Origin of the sequence: Acuticoccus sp. (genome assembly GCF_965213555.1) — a bacterium.
Lineage (GTDB): Bacteria > Pseudomonadota > Alphaproteobacteria > Rhizobiales > Amorphaceae > Acuticoccus.
Genome location: NZ_OZ243890.1, coordinates 158,527 through 183,870 on the forward strand (window position 1 = coordinate 158,527; position 25,344 = coordinate 183,870).

At 70.7% G+C, this 25,344-nt stretch carries 22 protein-coding genes and 1 pseudogene; 5 read left to right on the forward strand and 18 right to left on the reverse strand.

Going from position 1 to position 25,344, the window contains the following annotated elements; translation table 11 throughout:
* The first annotated feature begins 229 nt into the window (after positions 1–229).
* A complete protein-coding gene (locus tag ACOOE8_RS00980) occupies positions 230–1,294 on the forward strand; it encodes an acyltransferase family protein (RefSeq protein ID WP_420393051.1) in 1,065 nt (354 codons plus the stop codon).
* A gap of 32 nt (positions 1,295–1,326) precedes the next feature.
* Here ACOOE8_RS00980 and parC read toward each other — a convergent pair whose 3' ends face one another.
* The 9 genes from parC to rpoZ all read right to left on the reverse strand — a co-directional run bounded on the left by parC (position 1,327) and on the right by rpoZ (position 11,330).
* Positions 1,327–3,546 carry a DNA topoisomerase IV subunit A gene (parC, locus tag ACOOE8_RS00985; protein WP_420393052.1) on the reverse strand — a complete coding sequence of 740 codons (2,220 nt, stop codon included), beginning with the start codon at positions 3,544–3,546 and terminating at the stop codon, positions 1,327–1,329.
* Between the two features lie 67 nt (positions 3,547–3,613).
* The gene (locus ACOOE8_RS00990; protein WP_420393053.1) at positions 3,614–4,408 is read right to left on the reverse strand and encodes a hypothetical protein; all 795 of its coding nucleotides are present in this window, start codon (positions 4,406–4,408) and stop codon (positions 3,614–3,616) included.
* A 287-nt stretch (positions 4,409–4,695) separates the two neighbouring features.
* A complete protein-coding gene (recO, locus tag ACOOE8_RS00995) occupies positions 4,696–5,448 on the reverse strand; it encodes a DNA repair protein RecO (RefSeq protein ID WP_420393054.1) in 753 nt (250 codons plus the stop codon).
* Between the two features lie 28 nt (positions 5,449–5,476).
* On the reverse strand, positions 5,477–6,409 hold the full coding sequence (gene era / locus ACOOE8_RS01000; RefSeq protein WP_420393055.1) for a GTPase Era: 933 nt from the start codon (positions 6,407–6,409) through the stop codon (positions 5,477–5,479).
* Positions 6,406–7,077: a ribonuclease III gene (gene rnc, locus ACOOE8_RS01005; RefSeq protein ID WP_420393056.1), complete on the reverse strand. Its 672-nt coding sequence runs from the start codon at positions 7,075–7,077 to the stop codon at positions 6,406–6,408. The genes era and rnc overlap by 4 nt, the downstream gene beginning before the upstream one ends.
* Positions 7,078–7,115: 38 nt before the next feature.
* On the reverse strand, positions 7,116–7,868 hold the full coding sequence (lepB, locus tag ACOOE8_RS01010; RefSeq protein ID WP_420393057.1) for a signal peptidase I: 753 nt from the start codon (positions 7,866–7,868) through the stop codon (positions 7,116–7,118).
* Between the two features lie 178 nt (positions 7,869–8,046).
* The gene (locus ACOOE8_RS01015; protein WP_420393058.1) at positions 8,047–8,631 is read right to left on the reverse strand and encodes a DUF2062 domain-containing protein; all 585 of its coding nucleotides are present in this window, start codon (positions 8,629–8,631) and stop codon (positions 8,047–8,049) included.
* A gap of 49 nt (positions 8,632–8,680) precedes the next feature.
* Positions 8,681–10,792 carry a RelA/SpoT family protein gene (locus ACOOE8_RS01020; protein ID WP_420393059.1) on the reverse strand — a complete coding sequence of 704 codons (2,112 nt, stop codon included), beginning with the start codon at positions 10,790–10,792 and terminating at the stop codon, positions 8,681–8,683.
* Positions 10,793–10,943: 151 nt separating this feature from the next.
* On the reverse strand, positions 10,944–11,330 hold the full coding sequence (gene rpoZ, locus ACOOE8_RS01025) for a DNA-directed RNA polymerase subunit omega (RefSeq protein WP_420393060.1): 387 nt from the start codon (positions 11,328–11,330) through the stop codon (positions 10,944–10,946).
* Positions 11,331–11,528: 198 nt separating this feature from the next.
* On the opposite strand from rpoZ, the gene ACOOE8_RS01030 reads away from it, so the two are divergent.
* Both ACOOE8_RS01030 and ACOOE8_RS01035 read left to right on the forward strand, forming a co-directional pair.
* Entirely contained in the window at positions 11,529–12,149 is a 621-nt protein-coding gene (locus ACOOE8_RS01030) for an NYN domain-containing protein (RefSeq protein ID WP_420393061.1), read from the forward strand.
* A gap of 33 nt (positions 12,150–12,182) precedes the next feature.
* Complete coding sequence (locus ACOOE8_RS01035) at positions 12,183–12,854, forward strand: uracil-DNA glycosylase (RefSeq protein ID WP_420393062.1); 672 nt, start codon at positions 12,183–12,185, stop codon at positions 12,852–12,854.
* Here ACOOE8_RS01035 and ACOOE8_RS01040 read toward each other — a convergent pair.
* The 9 genes and pseudogenes from ACOOE8_RS01040 to ACOOE8_RS01080 form a co-directional block, all read right to left on the reverse strand.
* A pseudogene (locus ACOOE8_RS01040) lies at positions 12,851–13,749 on the reverse strand (IS481 family transposase). The gene ACOOE8_RS01035 and the pseudogene ACOOE8_RS01040 sit on opposite strands and share 4 nt — an antisense overlap.
* 873 nt (positions 13,750–14,622) lie before the next feature.
* Positions 14,623–15,612 carry a M23 family metallopeptidase gene (locus ACOOE8_RS01045; protein WP_420393063.1) on the reverse strand — a complete coding sequence of 330 codons (990 nt, stop codon included), beginning with the start codon at positions 15,610–15,612 and terminating at the stop codon, positions 14,623–14,625.
* Entirely contained in the window at positions 15,609–16,682 is a 1,074-nt protein-coding gene (gene mtnA / locus ACOOE8_RS01050; RefSeq protein WP_420393064.1) for an S-methyl-5-thioribose-1-phosphate isomerase, read from the reverse strand. The genes ACOOE8_RS01045 and mtnA overlap by 4 nt, the downstream gene beginning before the upstream one ends.
* Positions 16,679–16,909: a DUF2798 domain-containing protein gene (locus tag ACOOE8_RS01055; RefSeq protein WP_420393065.1), complete on the reverse strand. Its 231-nt coding sequence runs from the start codon at positions 16,907–16,909 to the stop codon at positions 16,679–16,681. Before ACOOE8_RS01055 ends, mtnA begins: the two co-directional genes overlap by 4 nt.
* A 58-nt stretch (positions 16,910–16,967) precedes the next feature.
* Positions 16,968–17,882, reverse strand: a complete 915-nt coding sequence (locus ACOOE8_RS01060) for a sugar kinase (RefSeq protein ID WP_420393066.1) — start codon at positions 17,880–17,882, stop codon at positions 16,968–16,970.
* Entirely contained in the window at positions 17,882–18,532 is a 651-nt protein-coding gene (locus ACOOE8_RS01065; RefSeq protein WP_420393067.1) for a 2-dehydro-3-deoxy-6-phosphogalactonate aldolase, read from the reverse strand. The genes ACOOE8_RS01060 and ACOOE8_RS01065 overlap by 1 nt, the downstream gene beginning before the upstream one ends.
* Before the next feature lie 114 nt (positions 18,533–18,646).
* Positions 18,647–19,531 carry a 2-dehydro-3-deoxygalactonokinase gene (locus ACOOE8_RS01070; protein WP_420394586.1) on the reverse strand — a complete coding sequence of 295 codons (885 nt, stop codon included), beginning with the start codon at positions 19,529–19,531 and terminating at the stop codon, positions 18,647–18,649.
* Positions 19,527–21,311, reverse strand: a complete 1,785-nt coding sequence (locus tag ACOOE8_RS01075) for an IlvD/Edd family dehydratase (RefSeq protein ID WP_420393068.1) — start codon at positions 21,309–21,311, stop codon at positions 19,527–19,529. The genes ACOOE8_RS01070 and ACOOE8_RS01075 overlap by 5 nt, the downstream gene beginning before the upstream one ends.
* Positions 21,312–21,387: 76 nt before the next feature.
* Positions 21,388–21,561 carry a hypothetical protein gene (locus ACOOE8_RS01080; RefSeq protein WP_420393069.1) on the reverse strand — a complete coding sequence of 58 codons (174 nt, stop codon included), beginning with the start codon at positions 21,559–21,561 and terminating at the stop codon, positions 21,388–21,390.
* 69 nt (positions 21,562–21,630) lie between these two features.
* Here ACOOE8_RS01080 and ACOOE8_RS01085 point away from each other — a divergent pair, with 69 nt between their 5' ends.
* Positions 21,631–22,428, forward strand: a complete 798-nt coding sequence (locus ACOOE8_RS01085) for a hypothetical protein (RefSeq protein WP_420393070.1) — start codon at positions 21,631–21,633, stop codon at positions 22,426–22,428.
* Between the two features lie 38 nt (positions 22,429–22,466).
* Positions 22,467–25,223 (forward strand): hypothetical protein, encoded by a 2,757-nt coding sequence (locus ACOOE8_RS01090; protein WP_420393071.1) that lies wholly within the window; start codon positions 22,467–22,469, stop codon positions 25,221–25,223.
* Positions 25,224–25,344: the final 121 nt, after the last annotated feature.

Sequence of the window (25,344 nt, forward strand, 5' to 3'; positions counted from 1 at the left end):
GCAGCCCGCCCGCCTTGCCACCCGCCCCAGCCATGCGTCCGCCGGGCACTTCGAGGCACACGGCGTTCCCGTCGAGCGCGATCACGATCCGGTGCACGGGTCGCATTCGGCAACTCTCGGGTGTGTTTTTTGGAACGTGACACCGTTGATTTGTTGTCCACGGACATTTCTGAACTATAGGTCATCCGTTGCCGAACTTTCGCCTAAATCAGGGCCCTCGGGGGACGACATGCGCCAACGGATCGACTGGTTCGACTTCGCACGCGGCGCGTCGATCGTGATCGTCGTCGCGTTGCACGCGAGCATCGAGCTCGCGAAGTATGACCTCGTCCCGGAACGGTACTGGTTCTTCCACGATTTGACCGAGTTCAAGATGGCGCTGTTTTTCGCCATTTCCGGTTGCTTCTCGGCGCGGCTCGCCGAGAAGGCATGGCTGGAGGTCGTCGCCACGAGGCTCTACCCCTTCGCGGTCGTCCTCCTCCTGTGGTCGGTGATCATGCTGACCTACGCCACCGTGATGCCGTTCATGAAGCAGCCGGACCCGCAGGCCTGGCTCGTCTTCCCCTTCATACCGGTCATGCATCTGTGGTTCGTCTGGGTCTGGCTCGTCTTCATCATCGTCGCACGGATGACGCCGCTCTCGGCGCGACCGCACGTCATGGCTGCTGCGATCCTTGCGTCATCGCTCGCCTACCTCGGCTTCGTCGAGACGGGCGTGCTGGCCTACGACAATGCGCTGCGCTTCCTGCCGTTCTTCTTGGCCGGAGCGTTCTACCGGGACGCGCTCTTCGCGTTGACGCAGCGGGCACCCGTGCGCCTCGCCCTCGTCGCAGTGCCGGTCTTCATCGGTGCCGTCTGGCTGAAGCGCCACGCGGACGTCGAACTCGTCGCGAACGCCGGTACGACGCTACAGGCCGTCTCCGGCGTCGCCTTGGCCTTTGCGATCGCGCCCACCGCCTCGAAGATCGCCGGGCTCGGGCAGGCGCTGACGGCCGTCGGGCGCAGGACGCTGCCGCTCTACCTTTCGCACTGGATCTTCGCAGCGATCTTCGCTGCGGCGTTCGCCACGCTCCCAGCCCACCCCGCGCTCGTCTGGCTCGCCGTGCCGACGGTGACGTTGGCGGCCATCCTATGCTCGTTCGCCCTGCTCGGCGCGGTGTCGATGACCGGCGCCGATTGGATCTTCCGGCCGAAGTGGCCGGGACACTGGTCGCCGTCCCTCCTCGTCGCGCGACCCTTCGGCCTCGTCGACGTGAGGCTGTGGCCGCTCGCGAGCCCTGCGCAGGGGCGTTAGCCCGCGTCCCTTCGCGGGCCTGGGATGCTCGATCAGGCGAGGCCCTTCGTCCGACGTGCGAGCTGCCGGCCCGTCGTCGCCCGCTGTCCGAGGTAGGCCTCGAGGTCGGCCCCCTTCAACCGCTGCTCCGCCTCGGACGCACCGACCGCTGCGAGGCCCTCCGCGAGGATGAAGGTCCGGACGGCGGCGAGCCCACCCGACTGGTACTTCTGCAGGCGCACGCCGCGACCCTTGGCGAGCGTCGGCACCTGCTCCACCGGGAAGACCAGGAGCTTGCGGTTGTCGCCGAGCACGGCCACGTGATCGCCGGCCGCCGGAACCGCCGCCACCGCCGCGTCGCCAGTCGCCAGCGCGACGACCTGGCGGCCGCGCTTCGTCGTCCCGACGAGGTCGTCGGCGGAGGCGATGAAGCCGCGTCCAGCGCGCGTCGCGAACAGCCATTGGCCATCGGCCTCGTGGGGGAACAGCGAGGCGACCTCGACGCCGCCCTCGAGCTCGAGGATGAGGCGCAGCGGCTCACCGTGTCCGCGGCCGCCGGGCAGACGGTCGGCCCCGAGCGTGTAGACCCGGCCGTCGGTGGCAAGCACCAACAGCTTGTCCGTGGTCTCGACGTGCAGCCGACTGCCGAGCGCATCGTCGGATCGGAAGGCGAGCTTTTCGAGGTCGTCCACGTGGCCCTTGAGCGCGCGGATCCACCCCCGCTGCGACAGGACGACGGTGATCGGCTCGCGCTCGATCATCGCCTCGGCGACGTCCTCCGCGCTCGTCGTCGGCGCGTCGGCGAAGCTCGTGCGGCGCCGGCCGAGGTCGGTCCGAGGGCCGAACTTGTCGCGCACCTCGCGAACCGAGGCCGCGACGCGCTCCCACTGGAGGTCGTCGGACGCGATCAGCGCCTCGAGCTCGCCGCGCTCGACGGTGAGGCGCTCGTGCTCGCGGCGGATCTCCATCTCCTCCAGCCGGCGCAGCGAGCGCAGGCGCATGTTGAGGATCGCCTCGGCCTGCACGTCGGTGAGCGTGAACTCCGCGATGAGCGCAGGCTTCGGCTCATCCTCCTCGCGGATGATGGCGATGACGCGGTCGAGGTCGAGGTAGACCACGAGGTAGCCGTCGAGCACTTCGAGGCGGTGGCTGACCTTGCCGAGGCGGTGCTCGGCCCGGCGCACCGTCACCACCTTCAGGTGGTCGAGCCATGCGCGGATCACCTCGACGAGGCCGACGACCCGCGGCACCTGCCCCCCCATCAGGACGTTCATGTTCAGCGGGATGCGCGCCTCGAGGTCGGTGAGGCGGAACAGGCTCTCCATCATGAGGTCCGCGTCCACCTGCCGGGAGCGCGGCTCGAGCACGATGCGCACATCGTCGGCGCTCTCGTCGCGCACGTCGCCGAGCAGCGGCAGCTTGCGGGCCTCGAGGAGTTCGGCGATGCGCTCGATGAGGCGCGACTTCTGGACGAGGTAGGGGATCTCCGTGATGACCACCTGCCAGATGCCCCGCGCGCCCTCCTCCCGCGACCAGCGCGAGCGCACACGGAACCCGCCACGCCCCGTGCGGTAGGCCTCCGCGATGGCGTCGGCCGGCTCGACGATGATGCCTCCGGTGGGGAAGTCCGGCCCCGGCACGATCTTGAGGATCGTGTCGAGCCGTGCCTCGGGATGCTTGATGAGGTGGAGCGCAGCGTCCGCTACCTCCGCGGCGTTGTGCGGGGGCACGTTGGTCGCCATGCCGACGGCGATGCCCGACGCGCCGTTGGCGAGGAGGTTCGGGAAGCCCCCCGGCAGCACCACCGGCTCGCGGTCGAGGCCGTCGTAGGTCTCGCGGAAGTCGACGGCGTCCTCGTCGAGCCCGTCGAGGAGGAGGCGCGCGACCTCCGTCAGCCGGGCCTCGGTGTAGCGCATAGCCGCCGCCGCATCGCCGTCGACGGTGCCGAAGTTGCCCTGCCCGTCCACCAGCGGGTAGCGCACCGCAAAGTCCTGGGCGAGGCGCACCAGCGCGTCGTAGATCGCGGTGTCGCCGTGGGGGTGGAACTTGCCCATGACGTCGCCGACGACGCGCGCCGACTTCTTGAACGCCTGCCCCGGGTCGAGGCGGAGCTGCAGCATGGCGTAGAGCAGGCGCCGGTGCACGGGCTTCAGCCCGTCGCGCACGTCCGGCAGCGCGCGGTGCATGATGGTGGACAGCGCGTAGGCGAGGTAGCGCTCCTCGAGCGCCGCCTTGAGGTCGATGTCGTCGGGAGCGTTGTCGGTGTCTGCCACGGGCTCCGCCTATCAGCGTCGCGAGCGTTGCGCCAGCACGTGGCGCCCAGCGTGCGACGACGAACCGTCAGTTCGCCCGGTGCAGCATGTAAAGCTCTGCCCAACCGTCGATCTCGCGCTTGATGTCGTCGACGCCGCCCTCCGCCTCCACGCCCGGCAGCTCACTCAGGATCGGGCGCAGCCGCTCGACGTTGTCCTCGGTGAGCGCGGCGTCGACGAAGCTCGCGATGGCGCGTTCCAACCGTTGCCCGCTGGACGGTGAGGAGTAGTACAGCGCGAGCGGGAAGGAGTTGAGCTGGCTGACGAGCTCGGCAAGCTGCTCCTCGAACGTCTCGTAGAGTTGGGGCTCGGTGACGTCCCGCGTCGACACGAGGACGGCGAACGCTCGGCCGCTCGCCACCGCGGTGGTGATGTTGACCACGAACGTCATGGTGAGCGTGAGCACGATGAGGCCGTTCGTCGCCATCAGACCGGACACGAGGTCCCAGAAGGGCGAGGAGGGCTCCAACGTCCGAGCGCCGAGCGTGGACAGGCCCGCCATGGCGTAGGCTGCGGTCTCAAACAGGTCGGCGGGACGCCGGTCCCGGACATGAACGACCGCATCGCCCGCTCCGTGCAGGAGGAGCGTCCACGCGAGCCAATGCAGCGCAATGTAGAAGGCGATGACCACGGCGATCATGAACGGCCCGCTGTAGCGGTGCGTGCGCTGCCCGATCAGGTGGCGCACGATGCGGAAAAGGCGCCAGGCGAGCTCGGTGATGGAGCGGCCGATCCGCCCCGCGCGCTGGCTGCCCAAGGTGGTGAGCACAAGGTCGGTCAGCGCGGTCGCGAGGAGGAGCACCCCGAAGGCCGTGGTCAGCATGCGAGCGATCCTTCGGCGCGAGCGGACGCTCCGGGCGCGTGCGTGTTCACTGGGACAAGGGGAGCGTGGTTGGGCTGCCCCACGCGTGCGGACAGCAATGTTGCCGGAACTCGGGGGGAAGGTCCTTCACGACGGCTTAGCATTTGCAACCGAACGCCTTCGACGGTGCTCCCGAGCCCGCACTGCGGCACATCGCTCCCCCGCTTTCGGGATGACGTCAGGGCACGACTGCGCTGGCTTCCTCGAAACAAGGGTCGTCCGCGCCTGCAACGCTCCCAGAGGCAACGTCACGCAGGGATGGGAGGTCCGTCGGCATGGCGCGCCAACGCGCGCAGGACCGCGCGCACGAAGCGCTCCCTCGCCGGCGGCAACGGCTTGTTGGCGAGGCCCGCGACGTGGGTGGCAAGGAAGTGCCCGGTGAGCCGGTACCCGTCTGCTAGGCTCCCCGCATCCACCGGCACGTCGCGTTTGAGGAAGTCGGGCAGCCTCAACAGGCGGTCGGCGTAGGGCGCGCCGGGCCCGCGGCCGACGGCACGGCCGGTACGCGGAGAGACGTAGGCGAGGTCGTCGGACGCACCCGTGGCCGCGCAGCGGGTGAGGTCGAGGCCGAAGCCGAACTCGTCGAGCAGGATGAGCTCAAAGCGCACCCCCGCCTCCCCAGCCGCGGCCGGCAGCGCGAACGCCGCGATCAAAGCGTTGGCCGCCGCGTAGAGCCGCGGGTGCGGGTCACGCTCGGGCAGGAACTCGAGGAGCGCCGCCATCGCGGCGATGCCGAACGCGCCCCAGGGCGTCTCCATGATGAGCCCGGCGCGCGCCTCGATCATCTCCAGCGCCAGCGTACCGAGCTGATCGTCGAGGCGCGCGCGCCACGTCGCCTGCACGCGGTTGCCGGGCTGGACGAGCGCACGCATCGCCTTGGAGCGCGCGCCACGCACGAGCCCCGCTGCGCGACCCTCGCGCGGCGTCAGCACGCCGACGATCTTGGCGTTCTCGCCGAGCGGTCGCGCCGAAAGGATCAGGGCCTCGTCGCGCCACTCCATCGAGGATCCTTCGTGCCGCCGGCGGCACTCACCGCAGGTAGTCGAGCCCCATCTCGCGGTACCGCTCAGGATCGTCGGTCCAGCGTGGGCGGACCTTGACGAACAGGAAGAGGTGGACCGGAGCGCCCACCATCTTCGCGATCTCCTCGCGGGCGGCCATGGAGATGGCGCGGACGGTGCGCCCCTTCTCGCCCAGCACGATCTTCTTCTGCCCCTCGCGCTCCACGAAGATCGCCTGCTCGATGCGCGCCGAGCCGTCGCGCAGGCCCTTCCAAGTCTCGGTCTCCACCGTCGCCGAGTAGGGCAGCTCGTCGTGCAGGCGCAGGGTGAGCTGCTCGCGGGTGATCTCGGCGGCGAGCTGACGCATGGGCACGTCGGAGATCTGGTCGGCGGGGTAGAGCCAGGGCCCCTTCGGCACGCTCGCCGCGAGGTGGCGGGACAGGTCTGCCACACCGTCGCCGTTCAGCGCCGAGAGCATGAACGTGTCGCCGAACACCGTCGCCTCGTTGGCCTTCTTGGTGAGGGCGAGGAGCCGAGGCGGCTCGACGAGGTCGATCTTCGTCAGCACGAGCGTCTTGGGAAGGCGGACGAGGGTCAGCTCCTCCAAGATCGCGGCGTTCGCCTCGTCGATGCCGCGCCGAGCGTCGAGGAGCAGGCAGACGCGGTCCGCGTCGGCGGCGTGCATCCACGCTGTCCGCACCATGGCACGGTCGAGCCTGCGACGGGGTGCGAAGATGCCCGGGGTGTCGACGAGGATGACCTGCGCGTCGCCCGCCATGACGATGCCGCGCACGACGGCGCGCGTCGTCTGCACCTTGTGGGTGACGATGGAGACCTTGGCGCCGACGAGGGCGTTCACCAGCGTCGACTTGCCCGCGTTGGGTGCGCCGATCAGCGCGACGTAGCCGCAGCGCTGCGCCTCCGGCGCGACCGGCGCGCCCGCCTCGACGTCGGCGCTCATGCGCGCTCTACCGGCGCCAGCGCCTTGAGCGCGGCCTCCGCGGCGCGCTGCTCGGCCGCGCGCTTGGATCGGCCCTCGCCGGCTGCGAGGACGCCCGTCGCGCCGACGACCTCGATCCTGAAGCGCGGCGCGTGGTCCGGACCGGTGCGGTCGACGAGAAGGTACGTGGGTGGCGTTTCCCCCGCCGCCTGCAGGCGCTCCTGCAGCGCGGTCTTGGGATCGCGGTCGGGGTCGGCAGCAAGGAGGGGTTGCCACACCCGCAGGATCACGCCCTCGGCCGCCGCAAAGCCGGCATCGAGGTGGACGGCGGCGAGCACGGCCTCGCAGGCGTCGGCGAGGATCGCGACCTTGCGGCGCCCGCCGGCCTGGGCCTCCGACGCCCCGAGCCTGAGCGCGTCGTCGATGCCGAGCGCGAGGGCGCGGTCCGCGCACGCCTCCCGACGCACCAGCGCGTTCAGCCTGCGGGCGAGCACACCCTCCTCGGCCTCGGGGTCGCGGCGAAACAGCTCGGTGGCGATCGCGAGTCCGAGGACGCGGTCGCCGACGAACTCAAGCCGCTGGTTGCTGCGCCGTCGGGTGCCCTCGGACGCACTTGCATGGTGCAGGGCCTCGTCGAGGAGCGAGCGATCGGCAAACGTGTGACCGAGCTTCCCCTCGAGCGCGTCCAACGCCCCGTCCGGCGCACGCGCCGAGCTGCGCTGCCGCGTCAAAGTGCGGTGAAGATCCGGTCCCACCGCACCGCCCAGGGCCAGTTCCAGATCTGCCAGATCGGCGCCTCCTCGATGGAGAAGAAGATGACTTCGGCGCGACCGACGAAGTTCTCGAACGGAACCATCCCGACGAGCGATTGGCTGCGACTGTCCGTGGAGTTGTCGCGGTTGTCGCCCATCATGAAGTAGTGCCCGTCGGGGACGGTGTAGACCTGGGTGTTGTCGAACAGTGAATTGTTGTCAGCGTTCAGCACCTCGTAGGCGACGCCGTTGGGCAGCGTCTCCTCGAAGCGCTCGTAGCGGATCTCCCGGCCGTTCGGGGCGACCTCAACGAGATCGGGGAGCGGGACCCGCTCGACCCCAGCATCGTTGATGAAGAGGACGCCATCGCGGACTTGGATCCGATCTCCCGGCAGGCCGACGACGCGTTTGATGTAGTCCGTCGCGTTGTCCTTGGGCAGCTTGAACACGGCGATGTCCCCGCGCTCCGGCTCGGAGCCGAACACGCGTCCCGGCAGCGGCACCAGCCCGAACGGGAAGGAGTAGCGCGAGTAACCGTAGGAGTACTTGGAGACGAACAAGTAGTCTCCGACGAGAAGAGACTCCTCCATCGAGGCTGAGGGAATGTTGAACGGCTGGAACAGGAAGGTCCGGATCACCAGGGCGATGAGGAGCGCCTGTACGATGACCTTGATGAGCTCGATGAGCCCGCCCTCGCCTTGGGACGCCTTGTCCTTCGCCACGCTCATCTGGACTCCTTCGGCGGCGTACCTGAACCCACATGCGCGTCCCAGCACGCCGCCCCGCCGCCCGGGAGGTCGCGCCGACCCGACCGGCGAGCGAGCCGTGGATCCTCGACATAGTGGTTCGTCGTCCGCCAGGCAACGAAGCAATCCCGACGGTGCTTCATCGGCCGGGTCGCGAGCCTTACCGGTCGACGTCGGCGAGGCCAGCGGCGCGACGGCGCTGCGCGGAGGCTGCGAGCCTTGCCGCCCGCAGCGAGCGCGACATGAGCACCGTCGAGCGCACCGTGACGTAGAGCCCGCCGCCGACGACGATCCCGATCAGCGTCCCACCCACGAACATCGGCTTCAGGGTCGGCCACAGCGTCGCGAAGGAGCTGGTGATGAGGTCGAACGACAGCTCTAGGTTGAGCGGCGAGGCCGCCGCCGGCGAAGGGCCGAGGATGAGCTCGCCGAGCTGGAAGGACGTGACCCAGATGAACGGGAACGTCAGCGGGTTGCCGATCGCCGTCCCGAACGCGGCGGCGATGAGCGAGCCACCGATGACCCAGGCAAGTACGAACGACAGGATGAAGTGGAAGCCGATGAGCGGCGTGCAGGACGCGAACGCCCCAGCTGCGACGCCCGCTGCGATGGCGTGCGGAGACGCTTCCAGCCGCAGCACGCGGTGCCGGCAGTAGGCCAACGAGCGACCGAACGAGCGACGCGGCCACAGCGCGACGCGCATCCGCTCGCGCGCGGACGGCCGCCCTCGGCGGGCGAACAGCATGGCTCCTCCATTGCAGCAGCCCGTCGCTCAGCGAGCCGCGGCGCGATGCTTAGTGGGTGACGCGTACGGCCTCCGCGACGGTGCGCAGCCCGCGCAGCCTGTCGAGAACGCGTGACAGGTGCGTGCGATCCCGAACCTCGACGTGCAGGCTCATCTCGCGGTACTGCGCGGTGCTATGGGTCATCGCGAGGTCGTCGATGTTGGCGCCCTCGGCGGCGATGGCGCCCGCGATGTCGGCGAGCGCGCCGGCCTGGTTCGCCGCGACGACGCGCACCGCCGCCGGGTAGAGCGCTCCCTCCGTCGCCGAGGCGTCCCAGGAGACATCGAGCCAGCGCTGGGGATCGACCTTGGCAAGTACCTCACCGGCGCTCGCGGGATAGATCGTGACCCCCTCGCCCGGCGACAGGATGCCGACGATCTTGTCGCCGGGGATCGCGCTGTGCTTGGGCGCGAACTTGACCGGCAGATCGGTACCGAGGCCGCGGATCGGCACCGCGAAGCCGTTGACCGCGGCTTGCGCCTCCGCACGCTCGAGACCCAGGGCGGACATGACCTCGCCGGCGGAGATCGTGCCGCGTCCCACGGCGTGGGCGAGCGCCTCGGCGTCCGCCTCGCCGAGCCGCTCGGCCGCGAGCGCCAGCGACGGCGCCTCCCGCAGCTGGCGCCGTGCAGCCTCGTTGTCGATGAGCTGCTGGCCGAGGCGCACGAACTTGCGCCGGTCGGTCTCCCGGTTCGCCCGCCGGATCGCCGCCCGCGCCTTTCCGGTGACGGCGAGCGTGTGCCACGCCGACGGCGGCTGGGCTCCTGCCTTGCACAGGATCTCCACCTCGTCGCCGGACTGCAGCGGGGTCACCAACGGCCGCGGATGGCCGTTGATGCGACAGCCGTTGCACGTGTTGCCGATGTCGGTGTGCACCGCGTAGGCGAAGTCGATCGGCGTTGCGCCGGGCGGCAGCGCGATCAGCTTGCCGCGCGGGGTAAAGCAGTACACCCGGTCCTGGAAAAGCTCGAGCTTGGTGTGCTCCAGGAACTCAGCCGAGGAGCCACCGTCCGACAACAGCTCGATGGTCTGCCGCAGCCAAGCATACGCCTCGCTGTCGCGGGCGAGCTCCAGCGCGCCGCGCGACATGTGGTCCTTGTAGAGGACGTGCGCGGCGATGCCGTACTCGGCGACCCGGTGCATCTCGCGGGTGCGGATCTGCAGCTCGATGCGCTGCTTGCGCGGACCCACGACGGTCGTGTGGATGGAGCGGTAGCCGTTCTGCTTGGGCGTCGAGATGTGGTCCTTGAAGCGGCCGGGCACGGACTGCCAGATCGTGTGGATCACGCCGAGCGCTGCGTAGCATTGCGCCGGGCTGTCGACGACGATGCGGAAGCCGTAGATGTCGGACAGGTGCTCGAAGTTGATGAGCTTGCGCTTCATCTTCGTGAAGATCGAGTACGGCTTCTTCTCGCGCCCCGTCACCAGCGCCGCGATCCCGCTTTCGGCAAGGCGCTCGGAGAGCTCGGTCTCGATCTCGGCGAGGATGGGACCGACGGTGGCGCGGCGCTCGGCGAGGCGGCGCTCGATGACGCCGGCGTCGTCAGGGTAGAGCACGCCGAAGGCGAGGTGCTCCAGCTCCTCGCGCATCCAGTGGATGCCCATCTTGCCCGCCAGCGGGGCGTAGACGTCCATGGTCTCCTCGGCGATGCGGCGGCGCTTGTCCACCGGCACCCAGTACAGCGTGCGCATGTTGTGCAGCCGGTCGGCGAGCTTGACGAGCAGCACGCGCACGTCGTCGGCGATGGCGAGGAGGAGCTTCCTCAGGTTCTCGCCCTGCTTGTCCTCCTGACTGACGAGGGGGAGCCGACCGATCTTGGTGAGCCCCTCCACGAGCTTGCCGATCTGTGGACCGAACAGCGCATCGATCTCGGCGCGCGTCGCGTCGGTATCCTCGATGGTGTCATGCAGCAGCGCCGTCGCGATGGTCGCGTCGTCGAGCCGCATCTTGGTGAGGATCGCAGCGACCTCGAGGGGGTGGGAGAAGTAGGGGTCGCCCGAGGCGCGCTTCTGACCGCCATGCTTGGTCATCGAGTAGACGTAGGCGCGGTTGAGCAGCGCCTCGTCCACGCGCGGGTTGTACGTGGCGACCTCCTCGACGAGCTCGTACTGGCGCATCATCGGTCGCTGCGAACCATCCCGGGATCCCACGGGCCTCAAATGGGTCTCGGGACGGAGCGCTCCAACGATCGCCTCGTCCTGCACCGGGGCGCTCGATGCGGGAGACGGCGAGGCGGACATGGGCGACGAGCCTAAAGGTCGATGGTGGGCGTCAGACCTCCTCGGTGCGCTCCGGCGGGACCAGGGTCTCCATGGCCCGCAGAAGCTCCTCCTCGGACATGGAGTTGAACGTCTGGTCGATGCCGTCGTCGTGGGAAGATGAGGACGATTGCTGGGAGACCGCTGGGACCTGCGCCTCCGGCTCGTCGACCTCGACGTTCTTCTGCAGCGAGTGGATGAGCTCCTCCTTGAGGTCCTCCGGATCCAGGCGCTGATCGGCGATCTCGCGGAGCGCGACGACAGGATTCTTGTCATTGTCGCGGTCCACCATGATGGGCGACCCCGACGAGATTACGCGCGCGCGATGGCTCGCGAGGAGCACCAGCTCGAAGCGGTTGTCGACCTTGTCGACGCAGTCCTCCACCGTGACGCGGGCCATGGCGATCCCCTGAATGTTGTTGACAAGAAGCGTTGGCGATACCAAGCAGGGGGATGCGACGCAAGCGCATCGCCGTGCGACCGGTCCTCAGACGGTCGGCGTGAGCGGAAGCGCTGCGAGCCCACCCCCTGGCGTCCCTGGTGAAGCGTCCCATCTTGCGGGTCGCCCGTGACGTCGTCGTGAGTAGAAAGTCAGCTAATGTTCGATCCGCGCGAGAAGATTGCCCTATTCATCGACGGTGCGAACCTCTACAGCGCCGCCCGCTCGCTAGGATTTGACATCGACTACAAGCGGCTACTCGCAGTGTTTGGCCGCAAGGGCTACCTCCTGCGCGCGTACTACTACACGGCGCTCGCCGAGGATCAGGAGTTCTCGACGCTCCGCCCGCTCATCGACTGGCTGGACTACAACGGCTACTCCGTCGTCACCAAGCCGCTCAAGGAGTTCTACGATCAGAACGGGCGGCGCAAGGTGAAGGGCAACATGGACATCGAGCTCGTGATCGACGCCATGGAGGTGTCCGATCAGGTGGATCACATCGTCCTGTTCTCCGGCGACGGCGACTTCCGGCGCCTTGCGGAGGCGCTGCAGCGTAAGGGCAAGAAGGTGAGCGTGGTCTCCACGCTGCAGACGCAGCCGCCGATGATCGCGGACGACCTGCGGCGCCAGTCCGATCACTTCATCGAGCTCGCGGAGCTGCAGGCCGAGATCGGTCGCGACCCGTCCGAGAGGACCCCGCGGCCTGACCGCGCCGAACGCATCGAGCGCGCCGAGCGGGACCGGCCGAGCGAGGAGCGCGTGCTGCCCTCCAACGCCTGACGATTCGGCGACCGGCCCTGGGAGGCGAGGCCCATGCGGTCCGATCCCGACCGCGACTGCCCGCTGTGCCCGCGCCTGGTCGCGTTCCGCGACCTCCAGCGCCGCGATGAGCCCACGTGGCACAACGCGCCCGTACCGACCTTCGGTGCGGCGTCGGCGCGGCTCCTCGTTGTCGGCCTCGCGCCTGGCCGGGCCGGCGCCAACCGCACCGGCCGCCCGTTCACCGGCGACTACGCGGGCACGCTGCTCTACGAAACCCTGAGCGCCGTCGGGTTCGCCAACGGCGCCTTCGACGCTCGCCCCGACGACGGGCTCGTCCTCATCGACGCAGCGGTGACCAACGCGGTGCGCTGCGTGCCGCCGCAGAACAAGCCGACCGGAGCCGAGATCCGCAACTGCTCGGTCTTCCTGACCGCCACCATCGCGGCGATGGCCGAACTGCGCGTCGTTCTCGCCCTCGGACGCATCGCCCACGACGCGGTGGTGCGCGCGCTCGGAGGCCGGCTGGCTCACCACCCGTTCCGGCACGGCGCGACCCACGAGCTCGCCAGCGGCGTCGCGGTCGCCGACAGCTACCACCCCTCGCGCTACAACGTGAACACGGGCGTGCTCGACGCCGCGATGTTCGCCGAGATCCTTGCCGCCGTGCGCGCGCGCCTCGACGCGGCCTCACTCACCCAAGTGCCGCGCGACGGCTTGCTCTAGGTGTCTGATCCCGGCATTGGCTGGAGCGGGCTGGTGGTGAAGCGTTGGGGTTCGTCTGTCCACCGTCTGCAGATGTCTTCGTAGGGCGTAAGTCCCTTGAGGGTCTTGGGTCGGCGCCGTAGTCGTAGACGGCGATGAAGTCGGCGAGGTGTCGCCGGAGCTGCTCGTGGCCGTCGCAGGGGAAGCGTTTGACGGTGGCGTCCTTGATCGTGCGGTTCATCCGTTCGACCTGACCGCATGGCGATGTGTGTCATGGATCGAGCAGTCGGGCCGTTCGCATGGCGCGGTGGATAGCGGAACCGGATGCCGTTGTCGGTGAGCACGGTGTGGATCTCATACGGCACCGCTTCGACGAGAGCGACGAGGAAGGCCGATGCGGTGACGCGGCTGGCCTTCTCCACGAGCTGGGCGAAGGCGAACTTCGACGTCCGGTCGATCGCCACCAGAAGCTGGAGCTTTCCCTCGGCGGTGCACACTTCGGCGATGTCGATGGGGAAGCCGATCGGCTAGGCTTTGAGTTTCCTCTTGCCAGGTTTGTCGCCATCGTCATCAGGCAGTCGGAATATCCCGTGGCGCTGCAGGCAGCGGTGAAGGGATGCGCGGGTGAGATGTGGCATCGTCGGCTGGAGAGCGTAGGGGCAGTCGAGGAGCGGCAGCACGGTGTGGCGACGGAGGGCGACGATGATCGCCTCGTCCTCATCGGACAGGACCGTTGACCTTAGCTCTTCCGGTCCCGTCGGCAGGTCGCTCACCGACGAGCGCTCCTTCCATTCGGCCACGGTCTTCTGGTTGATCCCGTAGCGCCTCGCGAGGGCCCTCAGCTCTCTTGACTAACTTGTCTTGCTCGACGGACCGCTTCTGTCGTCGTGGCGCTCCCGTGGAGAACCCGGTCCACAACGCATCCTTCCATTCCGATGAGAGGACTGCACCAGCAAAACCCGGGATTAAACGCCTTAGAGCTGGGGGAAGGCCTGGCCCGGGGCGCGTCACCGATCGCAAGATCGCTGGCAGGCGCCGCGCGCGACCTTGCTGCGTCAGCCTCGGAGTCGTCGGCCGGGCCAGCAACCTGCGTAAGACACGGACCAACCTTGCGGCGAGCCGCGGTGCGCCCATCGTGCCTGGGGGCCGAATTGCCCGCAGTCGTCGCCTCAGCGGCAAAGAGCTGCGGCGCTTCGGGTGCGGAGGCGGCGGAGGACTCGCAGATTGCGGCCCAAAGGTCATGCCGAGGCCAACTGCGGCCTTGCACGGGAGCGCCGTCAGGTCGGCGGAGGCCCCCTAGACCGGGTCGACCTTCGGCGAGCATGGTGAAAGGAACGGGTGCCTCGCGCCGGCGGCCTCGATCGCACTGCGAACGCCACAGCCTGGCCAGTCCCTAGGTTATTCATCATGAGCAGGTCGCCGGGGCGACGTACGGGAACGAGGATGCGGGCGCGGAAGGCGTCGGCACCCATCGCGCCATCGAGGACGAGGGGCGACCCGCCGGTCGACGCCGATGGCGGCACTGAGGGTCGTCGTTCCGTGCCGGTCCGGGACGTCGGCACGGCACCCGTCGTCACGCGGCGCGCGTCCGTGGGAGATGGACAACCTTCGCGTTGACGCCGGCCTCCTCGATGACGATCAGGCGGGACGGGTCGTGTTCGAGCCCGTCCCTCGAACCGGAGCCGGCGTCGCCGTGCGCCGTTCGTCTGTTCCGGCTCAGCGGCTCGACGGGCTGCTCGCCTGCCAAAGCGCACGACCATGCCGCTCGCGCACGCGCGCGGCCACCCTGCTACCTGATCGTCAGCGTGGCATCGCGCGAGGCCATGACCTCTCCGTTGCGTGACACCGACAACGCCACTCGGTAGGTACCAAGTGGGACGCCCTCGCGCATCCTGCGCCCGACAAATCGCATGGTCTGCGCCTGCGGCCGGTCCACGAGGTGGGTCTCGTCGACGGACAGCCCTGGCCCGTCGGCGGTGAGGGACAGGACGTCGCCCGCCTCCACCGCGATGGCGAGCCCCCAAGCGACGAGCGCGTCAGAGCGGGCGGTGACGGAGCCGACCGTCGCGGCGTCCTCGATGGCTGGGATCGTCACCGGCCGGTCGTGGAAGCCGAGGGCGAGGACGTGGGGACCCTCGGCTGCAGCGAGGGCCTCTGCCGCCTCGTCGGTCCACAGCGCTGAGCCCGGCACGTCGCAAGCGGCGCGCCCGCGCGCATGGCCGGTGAACGGGTCGATGTCGCGGCCGTCGCGACGCAGCGCAAGGTGGACGTGGCGGAACTCGGTCAGCCCCGACGCACCGACGTGTCCCACCGGATCGCCGCGCGCGACCGTGTCCCCCTGGGCGACGCGGAGGGAGCCGCGCTCGAGGTGGCAGTACAGCGACTCGGTGCCGTCGGCGTGCTCGATGGCGAGGCCGTTGCCGCAGCCCACGCCATCGGGCACGGCGAGCGGGCCGACGAACGTGCGGTCCGCCTGCCCGTCGCGCACGCGGCGGACCGTGCCGTCGGCGACCGCGAGGACGTCGGCGCTGGCGCCGGGCGGGATGCGGAAGTCGGTGCCCGTGTGCTCGGGGCTCGTCATGCGACCGCACATGTGGTCGGCAATGCCCTCGTCGGCGTCGACGTCCACGTACTTTTGGACGAAGCAATCCTCGCCCGGCGCGCAGTTGAGGGGCAGCGAGTAGCGCTCGCGCTGCGCCTCGCCGAACACGATCGTCCCCGCCAGCACCGCGAACAGCGTCGCGCCGAGCGCCAGGACGGAGCCGCGGTAGAGGCTCAACGCGTTCCTCCGAAGGTCCGCACGAGCGCGTCGGGCGCGACGATGCCGCGCTCGGTGACGAGCGCAGTCACGAGGTGGGCGGGCGTCACGTCGAAGGCGGGGTTGGCGGCAGCCGTCCCTGCGCCGACCAGCCGGACGGTCTCGATCCGGCCGTCGGAGGTGCGCCCGGTGACGTCGGTCACCTCCTGCGCAGCGCGTTCCTCGATGGGCACCTCGTCGCCCGACGCGAGCGACAGGTCAAGCGTCGGCGAGGGCAGCGCGACGTAGAACGGCACGCCGTTGTCGCGTGCGGCGAGGGCCTTCAGGTAGGTGCCGATCTTGTTGCAGACGTCGCCGTTGGCGGCAGTCCGATCGGTGCCGACGAGGCAGAGGTCGACGGCGCCCCGTCGCATCAGGTGGCCGCCGGCGTTGTCCGCGATCAAGGTGTGCGGCACGCCGGCCTCAGCGAGCTCCCAGGCCGTTAGCGACGCGCCCTGGTTGCGCGGCCGCGTCTCGTCGACCCACACGTGGACGGGGACGCCCGCTGCGTGGGCCTTGTAGATCGGCGCCGTGGCGGTGCCCCAGCCGACGGTGGCGAGCCAGCCGGCGTTGCAGTGGGTGAGGACGTTGACCGGCCGGCCCGGGCGCTCGGCGTGCGACGCCTCGATGAGCGCGAGGCCGTGCTCGCCGATGGCGCCGTTCAGCGCGACGTCCTCCGCGGCGATCGCCTCCGCCTCGGCCCAGGCGGTCTCACCGCGCCGAGGTGGCGGCAGGTCCGCGAGCACGCCCATCATGCGCTGCAGCGCCCAGCCGAGGTTCACGGCGGTCGGCCGCGTCGCGAAGAGCTGGGCGCAAGCGATCTCGAGGGCGGCGTCGGACGGGTCGGCGCTCGCCGCGATCGCCATGCCGTACGCCGCCGTCGCACCGATCAGCGGTGCGCCCCGCACGCGCATGACGGCGATGGCCTCGGCGACGTCATCGACGGTGGAAAGGTGGCGCATCGCGAAGTCGTGCGGCAGCCGCGTCTGGTCGATGATGGCGACGCCGCCGTCCCCGGCCCAGATCGTGCGCCGCGCCGACCCCCCGCTCATGCAGCGCTCCGCGTCAGCGCCACGACGAGGCGGCGCACCAGCGGCGCAACCACGAGGACGGTGGGGAAGGCCACCGCCCAAGACGAGACCCACGCCGACGCCCACAGCGTGAGGATGTCCGCCGGAAGCCCCACCGCGCGCACCGTCGCGATGCCCGCCACGATGAGCGACATCAGCCCGGACAGCAGGAGGCCGAACAGCACCGGGGCGAACCGCGGCGGAATCATGCGGCGCCCCCGAGCCGGCTCGCCGGCGCGCCGTCGTGGCAACGCAGGACCGGCGCGGTCATGCGGCCTCCTCGGCGAGCGCCGCGTCGACCTCGGCGGCCGTCGGGATCGGCGCGATCGCCCCATAGCCGCGCACGGAGAGCGCCGCCGCACGGTTGGCCGCGGTCGCTGCGGTCGCGACGTCGCGCGTCGCCAGCCAACGGGCGAGGAACACGCCGTCGAAGCAGTCCCCGGCTCCGGACGCGTCGACCACGGTGGTGGGGTGTGCCGGGAGGGTCGTGACCTCGCCGTCACGCCACACCATCGCCCCGTCGCCACCGAGCGTCAGCGCGATGATCTTGGGGCCGAGGCGTGCGTAGTGCTCCAGGATCTCGCGCGGGTCGGTGAGGCCCGACAGCACGCGCGCGTCGTCGAGGCCCGGCAGCAGGATGTCGGCGTGCCGCGCCGCCTCATGGATGACGGCCCGGGCCCGCTCGAGCGGCCACAGGCGCGCGCGATAGTTCGTGTCGTAGGAGACCGTGACGCCGGCCTCGCGCGCGATCGCCATCGCGGCGAAGCAGGCGTCGGCGGCGTCCGCGGAGATCGCCTGGCTGATCCCCGACAGGTGGAGGACCTTCGCGCCGCGGATCGCGTCGGCGGGCAGGTCCTGCGGCCGCATGAGGCTCGCCGCCGAGCCGGCGCGGCGGTACGAGAACTCGTGTCCCGCGGCGCCGTGACGGACGAAGTAGAGCCCGGTCGGCGCATCGGCTCGGCGCGAGACGCACACCGTCGACACGCCCTCACGCTCCCACAACGCCATCAGGGAGTCGCCGAACGCGTCCGTGCCGATGGAGGCGATCACGCCGGCCTCGGCGCCCTGGCGCGCCGCTGCGACCGCCACGTTGGAGGTGTCCCCGCCGAAGCCCTCGAGCCAGCGCCCGTCGGACTGCCGGTTCAGCTCGATGAGCGGCTCGCCGAGGGTGAGGACGTCCATCAGCCGGCGGCGGCGCGCAGCGGCGGCGCCATCGCGGACCGCGCGGCCTCGGCGAAGCGGCGCGCGTCGGCGGCGACGGCGTCGAGCGACTTGCCGGGCTTGTAGAGCGCCGAGCCGATGCCGACGCCGTCGGCGCCGCCGGCCATCCAGTCCGCAAGGTTGTCGGCGTCGACGCCGCCGGTGACGACGAGCTTCGTGCCGGACGGCAGGACCGCGCGCAGTGCGCGGACGACCTTCGGGCTCATCGCGTCGCCAGGGAACAACTTGAGCGCGTCGGCCCCGGCGTCGAGGGCGCGGAACGCCTCGGACGGGGTGAACACGCCGGGGACCGAGATGAGCCCGCAGCGCTTGGTGGCGCGCACCACCTCCTCGTCGAGGTTCGGCGACACGACGAGCGTGCCTCCCGCGTCGGCGACCCGCGCCACGTCCTCGGCGTGCAGCACGGTACCGGCGCCGACGATGGCGCGTCCGCCGAAGCGGTCCGCCTGGATGCGGATCGACGCGAACGGGTCGGGCGAGTTGAGCGGCACCTCCATGATGGGGATGCCGGCGTCCGCCAGCGCGCCGCCGACGCCCTCTGCCTCGCCGGGCGGCATGCCGCGCAGCACGGCGACGATGGGCAGCGCGGCGAGGGCGTCGTCGAGCGTCATGGCAGAGCTCCGCGGCTGTGCTGCGGTCAATGCCGCGGGCTCGGTGCGCCGTCAACGTTCAGCGACGACGCACGCGGCGATCGCAGCCGATGGAAGGTGGCATGGCTTCCCCCGTCAGGCGTGGTCGCCGATGATGGAGAGGCCCAGCATCGCGCAGTCCTGCGGCGCCTCGATCGTCGCGACGTCCATCGCGCTGAGGGCCTCGGCGTAGCGCCGCACGAGGTCCGCCCCGCCGACGAGGACGACCTCGCCGACTTCGCGTGCCGCCGAGAGCACCTCCGCTCCGATGAGGAGGCCGGACAGGAGGCTGGGTGCCGCGGCGTCCGACAGCCGTCCCATCAGCGCCTCGGCGCGCAGCGAGAACAGCCGCGCCAACAAGTCGCCGGCGGCGTTGAGCTCGCGGGCCGCGAAGACGCCTCGCATGAAGCCGTCCGGATCGGACCCATCCCCCATCGTTGCGGACAGGATCGTGTGGTCGCGCAGCGCGGCGTAGATGTCGCCCGTCATGAAGGTCCGGAAGCGGGTGATCGCGCCGCCCTCGACCGTAACCCACTTGGCGTGGGTCCCGGGCAGCACGAACGTGCCCTCGGACCGGCCGATGGCGCCCAGCGCCCCGAACACCTGCGTCTCCTCACCGCGCATAACATCGGCCCATCGTTCGCCGTCGCCGCGCATCGCAATTCCTGGGACGATGGCGACGTCGCCGAGCGCGGTGTCCACCTTCACCACGCTCCGCGCGATGTCCTCAACCCGCGCCGGCAGGTCGACGTAGGGTGCCTCCACCCAGCCGTGGCGTGCGCCGACCATGCCGCACATGCGGATCGGCGTCGGCTCCTCGGCCAGCCAGCCCCCGACGGCCGCGGCCAGCACGCCCTCGAAGTCGCCGCCGGCGATGCGCGACAGTCCGTCCGCGCGCTCCTGGCGTGCGACGATGCGGCCGTCCTCGATGAGCGCGGCCCTCAGCCGCGTGGTCCCCCAGTCGACCGCGATCCGCCTAATGGCTGTGGCGCGGGATGAAGCTGCGCGCGATCCGCCGGTACTTCACCGCGGGCTTCAGCACCATGCCCTGGGCGAGCTGGTCGACGCACGAGCGCTGCAGCTCCTGCCACGGCGTCTGGCTCTCCGGCACCTTGTAGCCACCCTCCGAGGCGAGCTCCTCCCGGCGCAGTGCGAGCTCCTCGTCGCCGATCAGGATGTCCGCCCGACCTTGCCTGAGGTCGATGCGCACGCGGTCGTCGGTGCGCAGGAGCGCGAGGCCGCCGCCGGCTGCGGCCTCCGGCGACGCGTTGAGGATCGACGGCGAGCCCGACGTGCCGGACTGCCGCCCGTCGCCGACGCAGGGGAGCTCCTTGACCCCGTGCTTCAGCAGGTAGTCCGGCGCGCGCATGTTCACCACCTCGGCGCCGCCCGGGTAGCCGATCGGCCCGGTGCCGCGGATGAACAGGACGCAGCTCGCGTCGATCTCAAGCGAGGGGTCGTCGATGGCCTCGTGGTAGTGCTCGGGCCCGTCGAAGACGATGGCGCGACCCTCGAAGGCCTCGGGGTCGTCGGGGTTCGACAGGTAGCGCTCGCGGAACTCTGGGCTGATGACGGACAGCTTCATCACCGCGGCGTCGAACAGGTTGCCGCGCATCACCTTGAAGCCCGCCGAGTGGATGAGCGCGGTGTCGAAGGTGCGGATGACGTCGGCGTCGAGGGTCGGCACGTCGCGGCAGTTCTCGCCGATCGTGCGACCGGTGCAGGTCAGCGCGTCCTCGTGGATCTTGCCGTGGCGCATGAGCTCGGCGACCACCGCGGGGACGCCGCCGGCGTGGTGGTAGTCCTCGCCGAGGTACTCGCCTGCAGGCTGGAGGTTGACGAGCAATGGAACGTCCAGCCCGTGCCGTTCCCAGTCGTCGAGGGTGATGTCGACGCCGACGTGCGCGGCGATCGCGTTGATGTGGATCGGCGCGTTGGACGAGCCGCCGATCGCCGAGTTCACCACGATGGCGTTCTCGAACGCCTTGCGCGTCAGGATGTCGGAGGGCTTCAAGTCCTCGTTGACCATCTGAACGATGCGCAGCCCCGTGAGGTACGCGGTCGACGCGCGCTCCTTGTGCGGCGCCGGGATCGCCGCCGAGCCGTTGATGCTCATGCCGAGCGCCTCGGCAAGCGAGTTCATCGTCGTCGCCGTGCCCATCGTGTTGCAGTAGCCGGGCGAAGGCGAGGCCGAGGCGACGAGCTCGATGAAGCCGCGGTAGTCGATCTCGCCCGCCGCCAGCAGACGACGCGCCTCCCACACGATGGTGCCGGCGCCGGTCCGCTTGCCCTTGTACCAGCCGTTCAGCATCGGTCCGCCCGACAGGCAGATCGCGGGGATGTCGACGGTCGCTGCCGCCATCAGGCAGGCCGGCATCGTCTTGTCGCAGCCGATGGTGAGCACGACGCCGTCGAGCGGGTAGCCGTGCAGGATCTCGACGAGCCCGAGGTAGGCAAGGTTGCGATCTACCGCCGCGGTGGGCCGCTTGCCGGTCTCCTGGATCGGGTGGACCGGGAACTCCATGGCGATGCCGCCGGCCTCGCGGATGCCCTCGCGCACGCGCTTGGCAAGCTCCAGGTGGGGCCGGTTGCACGGCGACAGGTCCGAGCCGGTCTGCGCGATGCCGACGATCGGCTTGCCCGACTGTAGCTCGTCCTGCGTCAGCCCGTAGTTCAGGTAGCGCTCCAGGTACAGTGCGGTGGCCGAAGGGTCCGACGGATCGTCGAACCAGAGGCGGCTGCGCAGCTTACGATCGGACACGGGACACGGCCTCCACGGAACACCGCCTCACTGGTACAGCAACGAACGCCCTGCACAACAGGGCACAGGACCGCGCTCAGCCCGGCGCTGGTCCGGCCCCCGCGCTTGCCCGCTCGACCATGGCGAACGCGCGCTCGAGGAGGCGCGCCATCTCGTCCGCGTCGGAGATGGTCCAGCGGCCCGACGGGTCGCGCTTGCCCTCCAGCACGGCGAGCTCGATGAAGATGCGGTAGATAAGGTCGTCGGTCATGCGTCCTCGGAGGGGGTCGGTTAGCGCTCCTTGCCTGTGCTCCTAGCAGCTGGCAAGGAGCCGTCCGCGATGCCCATCGTCTTCGCCCACGGCCAGCCCAAGTCCGGCTCGACGTTCCTGTTCCAGGTGGCGCGGCGCGCCGCCTCGCTGCAGGACCGGCTCGGCGAACGCGAGCTCCGGCAGGCGCTGTCGGACGCGCTCGGCGAGCCCTGGCGCGACTTCCAGCAGACCGTGGACCGCGCGCTGATCGACCGCCTGCGCGCCAGGATCCCTCCGCGGCTCACCGTCGTCATCAAGACGCACGGCGACCTCGATCCCGCGCTGATGCCGCTCCTAGCACGGCAGCAGGTGCGGGCGTTCACGTCGGTGCGTGACCCGCGCGACACCGCCCTGTCGATGGTGGACACCGGCCAACGCGACGCGGCGCACGGCAAGCCGCGGCCCTACTTCAAGGCGATGCGCACGGTGACGCAGCCGGAGACGCTCAACGCCCAGCGCTGGGCGGTGCGGCGCCTCGGGCCCATCGTCGGCAACCCGTTCGTCCTCACCATCCCGCACGAGGCGATCGCCGCCGCGCAGCCGCGCGTGGTGAGGCTGCTGCTGCGCCACCTCGGCCTCGAGCGGCAGGCCCGAGAGGTCAACGCGCACTTTGCGTCGGACCCGCACGGGAGGATCATGGAGTACCACCGCGGCGAGCCGCTGCGCTTCCGGCGCGAGCTGACGGCGGACGAGGTGGCCACCCTCGACCGCGAGCTCGCCGCCGAGATCGCCGTCGTCGACGCGATCACGCGGCGGGCGATGGCGCGGCTGTCGCTGACGAACGCCCACCTCGCGTTGCGAGCGCCACGCCCGGCCGGGCGCTGTTGATCGAGGGGTGCGCGGACCGGCTCGCACGCCAACGGGGCGTGCTGGCGGCGCGCCTGCTGGCCACCGGGGCTGCGACCCGCCGCTTCGCCGCGCCGCGCCAGGGCGAGGCGGGCGACCTGCCGCTGCGGCGGCGCAGCTTCGACGGTGCGATGACGGGGGGGACGCGCGAGGTCGCGATCGCGGCTGCCGAGGCGCTGGTGCGCCACGGCGACCACGACGCCGCGCTGTTCCTGTGGCGCGAGCTCCACGCCGCCGAGCCCGGCGAGCCGTCCTGGCAGCGCGCCGTCGTCGCGGGCCACGTTGCGGTGGGCGAGCCGCAACGGTTCGCCCGCGTACTGGTGCCCGGTGCGTTGCGGGGCGCGGACTGGGGCGCGCTCGAGCCCACCCTCGACGCGGCGATGCGCGCGTGCGAGCGCTCCGGCGGCCCGGCCGCCGCCGCAACCCTTGCGTGGCAGGTCCTGGAGTACGCCGCGGGCGACGCCTCCGCGCGCATGGCGTTCCTCCTCATGGTGACGCCGACGACGCTTGCGGCGCTCGTCGGCGCCCTTTCCTCCGGCTCGGCCGACGCGTCGCCGCGTGCACTTCTGCGCATCGCCGATCAACTCTCGACGCTGGGGCTCTCCCAAGAGGCGTCGCAGATCGTCGACGCGCTCGACGCGCGCGTCGGCCTCGACCGGTGGAGCGCGCTCCTCGCAGCGAGGGTGGCGTGTCAGCAGGGCGATGAAGCGGCGGTCGTGCGGCTCCACGGCATCGCAGCGGCCGGCGTCGCGCACGATCCGGCGGAGGAGCCGGCGCATCCGCTCGCCATCGCCGCGTTCCTGCCCCTCGCGCCGGACGCTGCCACCCAGGTCCGCCGTGCGGAAGCCCTCGCCTCGGCGGTGCTTGCCACCGGCGCCGACCCCGAGGCCGTCATCGACCTCCTCACCGGCACGCCGTTCGCCGCGCGCCTCAGGCCGACGCTGCGTCGCCTCGCCGAGGGAGCCTCGCTGATCGCGGCCCTTGCAGGAGCTTTCACCGCCGCAGCGGACGGCGCCGCGCTGAGCGACGACGCGCTCGACTTCGTCCCGCGCCTCCACAATCGGTTGGTGCGGCGCCGCCTCCTCACGCACGCCCTGGCGCCCGCGATGCCTCGCGAACGGGTCGATGCTGCGCTGCGACGGGCCGACCCGACGGTGTCCGCCGTGCGCATCGACCTGCACCACATCGCGACGGCCCTTCAGGCGGCCGGGCGCGCCGACCTCGCGCTCGCCGCCATGCGACGCGTCCTTGCCGACGTGCCGCAGGATGCTTGGGCGCGCTGCCTCGCCGTGGACTACGCGCACCGGTTGGGGCGGCGTGACGAGGAACGGGCGCTGGCGCACGGCTTCGACCTTGGCGCCATCGCGCCGACGATGATGCCGGACGTCGGCAACGCGCTCCTTCGCGCCGGGCTAAGCGCGCGGGCGGCCGAGGCCTTTGACCGCGCGCATCGCCTCCTACGCGACACCGATCCCGGCCCGCACGGCGGCGCGACGATGGCGCGCGGCCTCACCGCGACGGGGCGCCCGGCGGACGCGGTGGCGTGGTGGACTCGGGTGACGGGACGCGAACCCGACCGGGTGCCGCGCTCGCGTCCGGCGATCATCGATCCGGGACACACCGACGGCGCCGGGCATCACATCAACGCCACGCGCTTCGCAGCGTCCGTCGTCGCCGAGCTTACCGGCATGCCGCCGGTCGTCGTCGTCCACCATGCTGCGGCCGCGGCCAGCCTCGGGGGGATGGAGGTTGCTCGGGCGATGACCGTGGAGCCCTACGTCTTCACCGCCTACGCCCTTGGCTCTGCTGAATACGACGCCCTCGACGAAGCGTTCGCGCACGACCTCACCACGCTCTATGGCCGGTCGCGGCCGCCGATCCTTCTCATCCATTCGCTGCGGCACACGATGCTGGGCGGGCTCGCAAGCTGGCTGTGCGCGACCAACGCTGGTTCGCCCAGCGTCGTCGTCGCCGGAATGATCGAGGCCGATCACGTGGCGCGCGGGCTTGCCCCCGGCGCGTCGCTCCTTACAAAGACGCGGTCGCTCGCCCCTCGCCGCGACGTGCGCATGGTGCTTTACGCGGAGACGGAGGCTGGGGTGGACTGGCTCGCCCGCGCCGCGCCCGGCATCCACGTGCATCGGTTCCCCTACGTTGCGGCGGCGCGGCTACGCCCTCTCCGGCGTCCGCGCGATCCCCAGTCGACGCCGAGGTTCGGCATGGTCGGCGCCACCCGAGCCGAGCGCGGGTTCGGCCCGCTGTTCCGCGCCCTGCTGGCGCGCGGACCGCTCGCCGCGGACGTCCTCGTCCAGGTGGCGCCCGAAGCGCTTGGCGAGTTTGACGACGGAGCCTCCGACGCGCTCGCGGCGCTGCGCGCGCGGGGCGACCCACGCCTCGCGCTCCTGTCCGGCGTCCTGGACGTCGCCGCTTACGACGATGCGGTCGCGGCCCTCGACTGCGTAGTGCTGCCCTACCGAGGGCGTTACGCGGTGTCGGGCTCGGGCGTCCTCTTCGAGGCGATCGAGGCCGGGGCGACGGCGCTCGTCCCGCATGGCTCCACCTTGGCATCGGCACTCGACCGCCTCGCCTACCCGCACGGTCTCATCGATCCGAACGACCCGGACGGCCTCCGCGCGGCCATGGAGGATGTCGTCGCCCGGTGGCCGTCGATCGCGGCCCAGCTCGCGGCCTTCCACGCGCAAGGGCTGGAGCTGCCCGCCGATCGCTTCCTTGCGACCGTCCGGCACGCGCTCGCCGACGTCGGACTTCTCCGCTGACGCTCCATGCCCGCCGATGCCGTGCCGGGTCGCCTCGCGTCCGACGCACGAGGTTTCGTCGGCGAACTTGTGAGGAGGAGCGGCCCCATCGCTCGCCTGCGCTTGCTACACTGCCCCGATG

Excerpts from the sequence above, each read along its gene's own strand:
- ACOOE8_RS01085 (WP_420393070.1), top strand. The coding sequence starts at position 21,631 with ATGCCCATCGTCTTCGCCCACGGCCAGCCCAAGTCCGGCTCGACGTTC.
- ACOOE8_RS01055 (WP_420393065.1), bottom strand. The coding sequence starts at position 16,909 with ATGATTCCGCCGCGGTTCGCCCCGGTGCTGTTCGGCCTCCTGCTGTCC.
- recO (WP_420393054.1), bottom strand. The coding sequence starts at position 5,448 with ATGGAGTGGCGCGACGAGGCCCTGATCCTTTCGGCGCGACCGCTCGGC.
- lepB (WP_420393057.1), bottom strand. The coding sequence starts at position 7,868 with ATGAGCGTGGCGAAGGACAAGGCGTCCCAAGGCGAGGGCGGGCTCATC.
- ACOOE8_RS00990 (WP_420393053.1), bottom strand. The coding sequence starts at position 4,408 with ATGCTGACCACGGCCTTCGGGGTGCTCCTCCTCGCGACCGCGCTGACC.
- rpoZ (WP_420393060.1), bottom strand. The coding sequence starts at position 11,330 with ATGGCCCGCGTCACGGTGGAGGACTGCGTCGACAAGGTCGACAACCGC.
- ACOOE8_RS01015 (WP_420393058.1), bottom strand. The coding sequence starts at position 8,631 with ATGCTGTTCGCCCGCCGAGGGCGGCCGTCCGCGCGCGAGCGGATGCGC.
- ACOOE8_RS01035 (WP_420393062.1), top strand. The coding sequence starts at position 12,183 with ATGCGGTCCGATCCCGACCGCGACTGCCCGCTGTGCCCGCGCCTGGTC.
- ACOOE8_RS01060 (WP_420393066.1), bottom strand. The coding sequence starts at position 17,882 with ATGGACGTCCTCACCCTCGGCGAGCCGCTCATCGAGCTGAACCGGCAG.
- ACOOE8_RS01080 (WP_420393069.1), bottom strand. The coding sequence starts at position 21,561 with ATGACCGACGACCTTATCTACCGCATCTTCATCGAGCTCGCCGTGCTG.
- ACOOE8_RS01030 (WP_420393061.1), top strand. The coding sequence starts at position 11,529 with ATGTTCGATCCGCGCGAGAAGATTGCCCTATTCATCGACGGTGCGAAC.
- mtnA (WP_420393064.1), bottom strand. The coding sequence starts at position 16,682 with ATGAGCGGGGGGTCGGCGCGGCGCACGATCTGGGCCGGGGACGGCGGC.
- era (WP_420393055.1), bottom strand. The coding sequence starts at position 6,409 with ATGAGCGCCGACGTCGAGGCGGGCGCGCCGGTCGCGCCGGAGGCGCAG.
- ACOOE8_RS00980 (WP_420393051.1), top strand. The coding sequence starts at position 230 with ATGCGCCAACGGATCGACTGGTTCGACTTCGCACGCGGCGCGTCGATC.
- ACOOE8_RS01020 (WP_420393059.1), bottom strand. The coding sequence starts at position 10,792 with ATGATGCGCCAGTACGAGCTCGTCGAGGAGGTCGCCACGTACAACCCG.
- ACOOE8_RS01065 (WP_420393067.1), bottom strand. The coding sequence starts at position 18,532 with ATGACGCTCGACGACGCCCTCGCCGCGCTGCCCATCGTCGCCGTGCTG.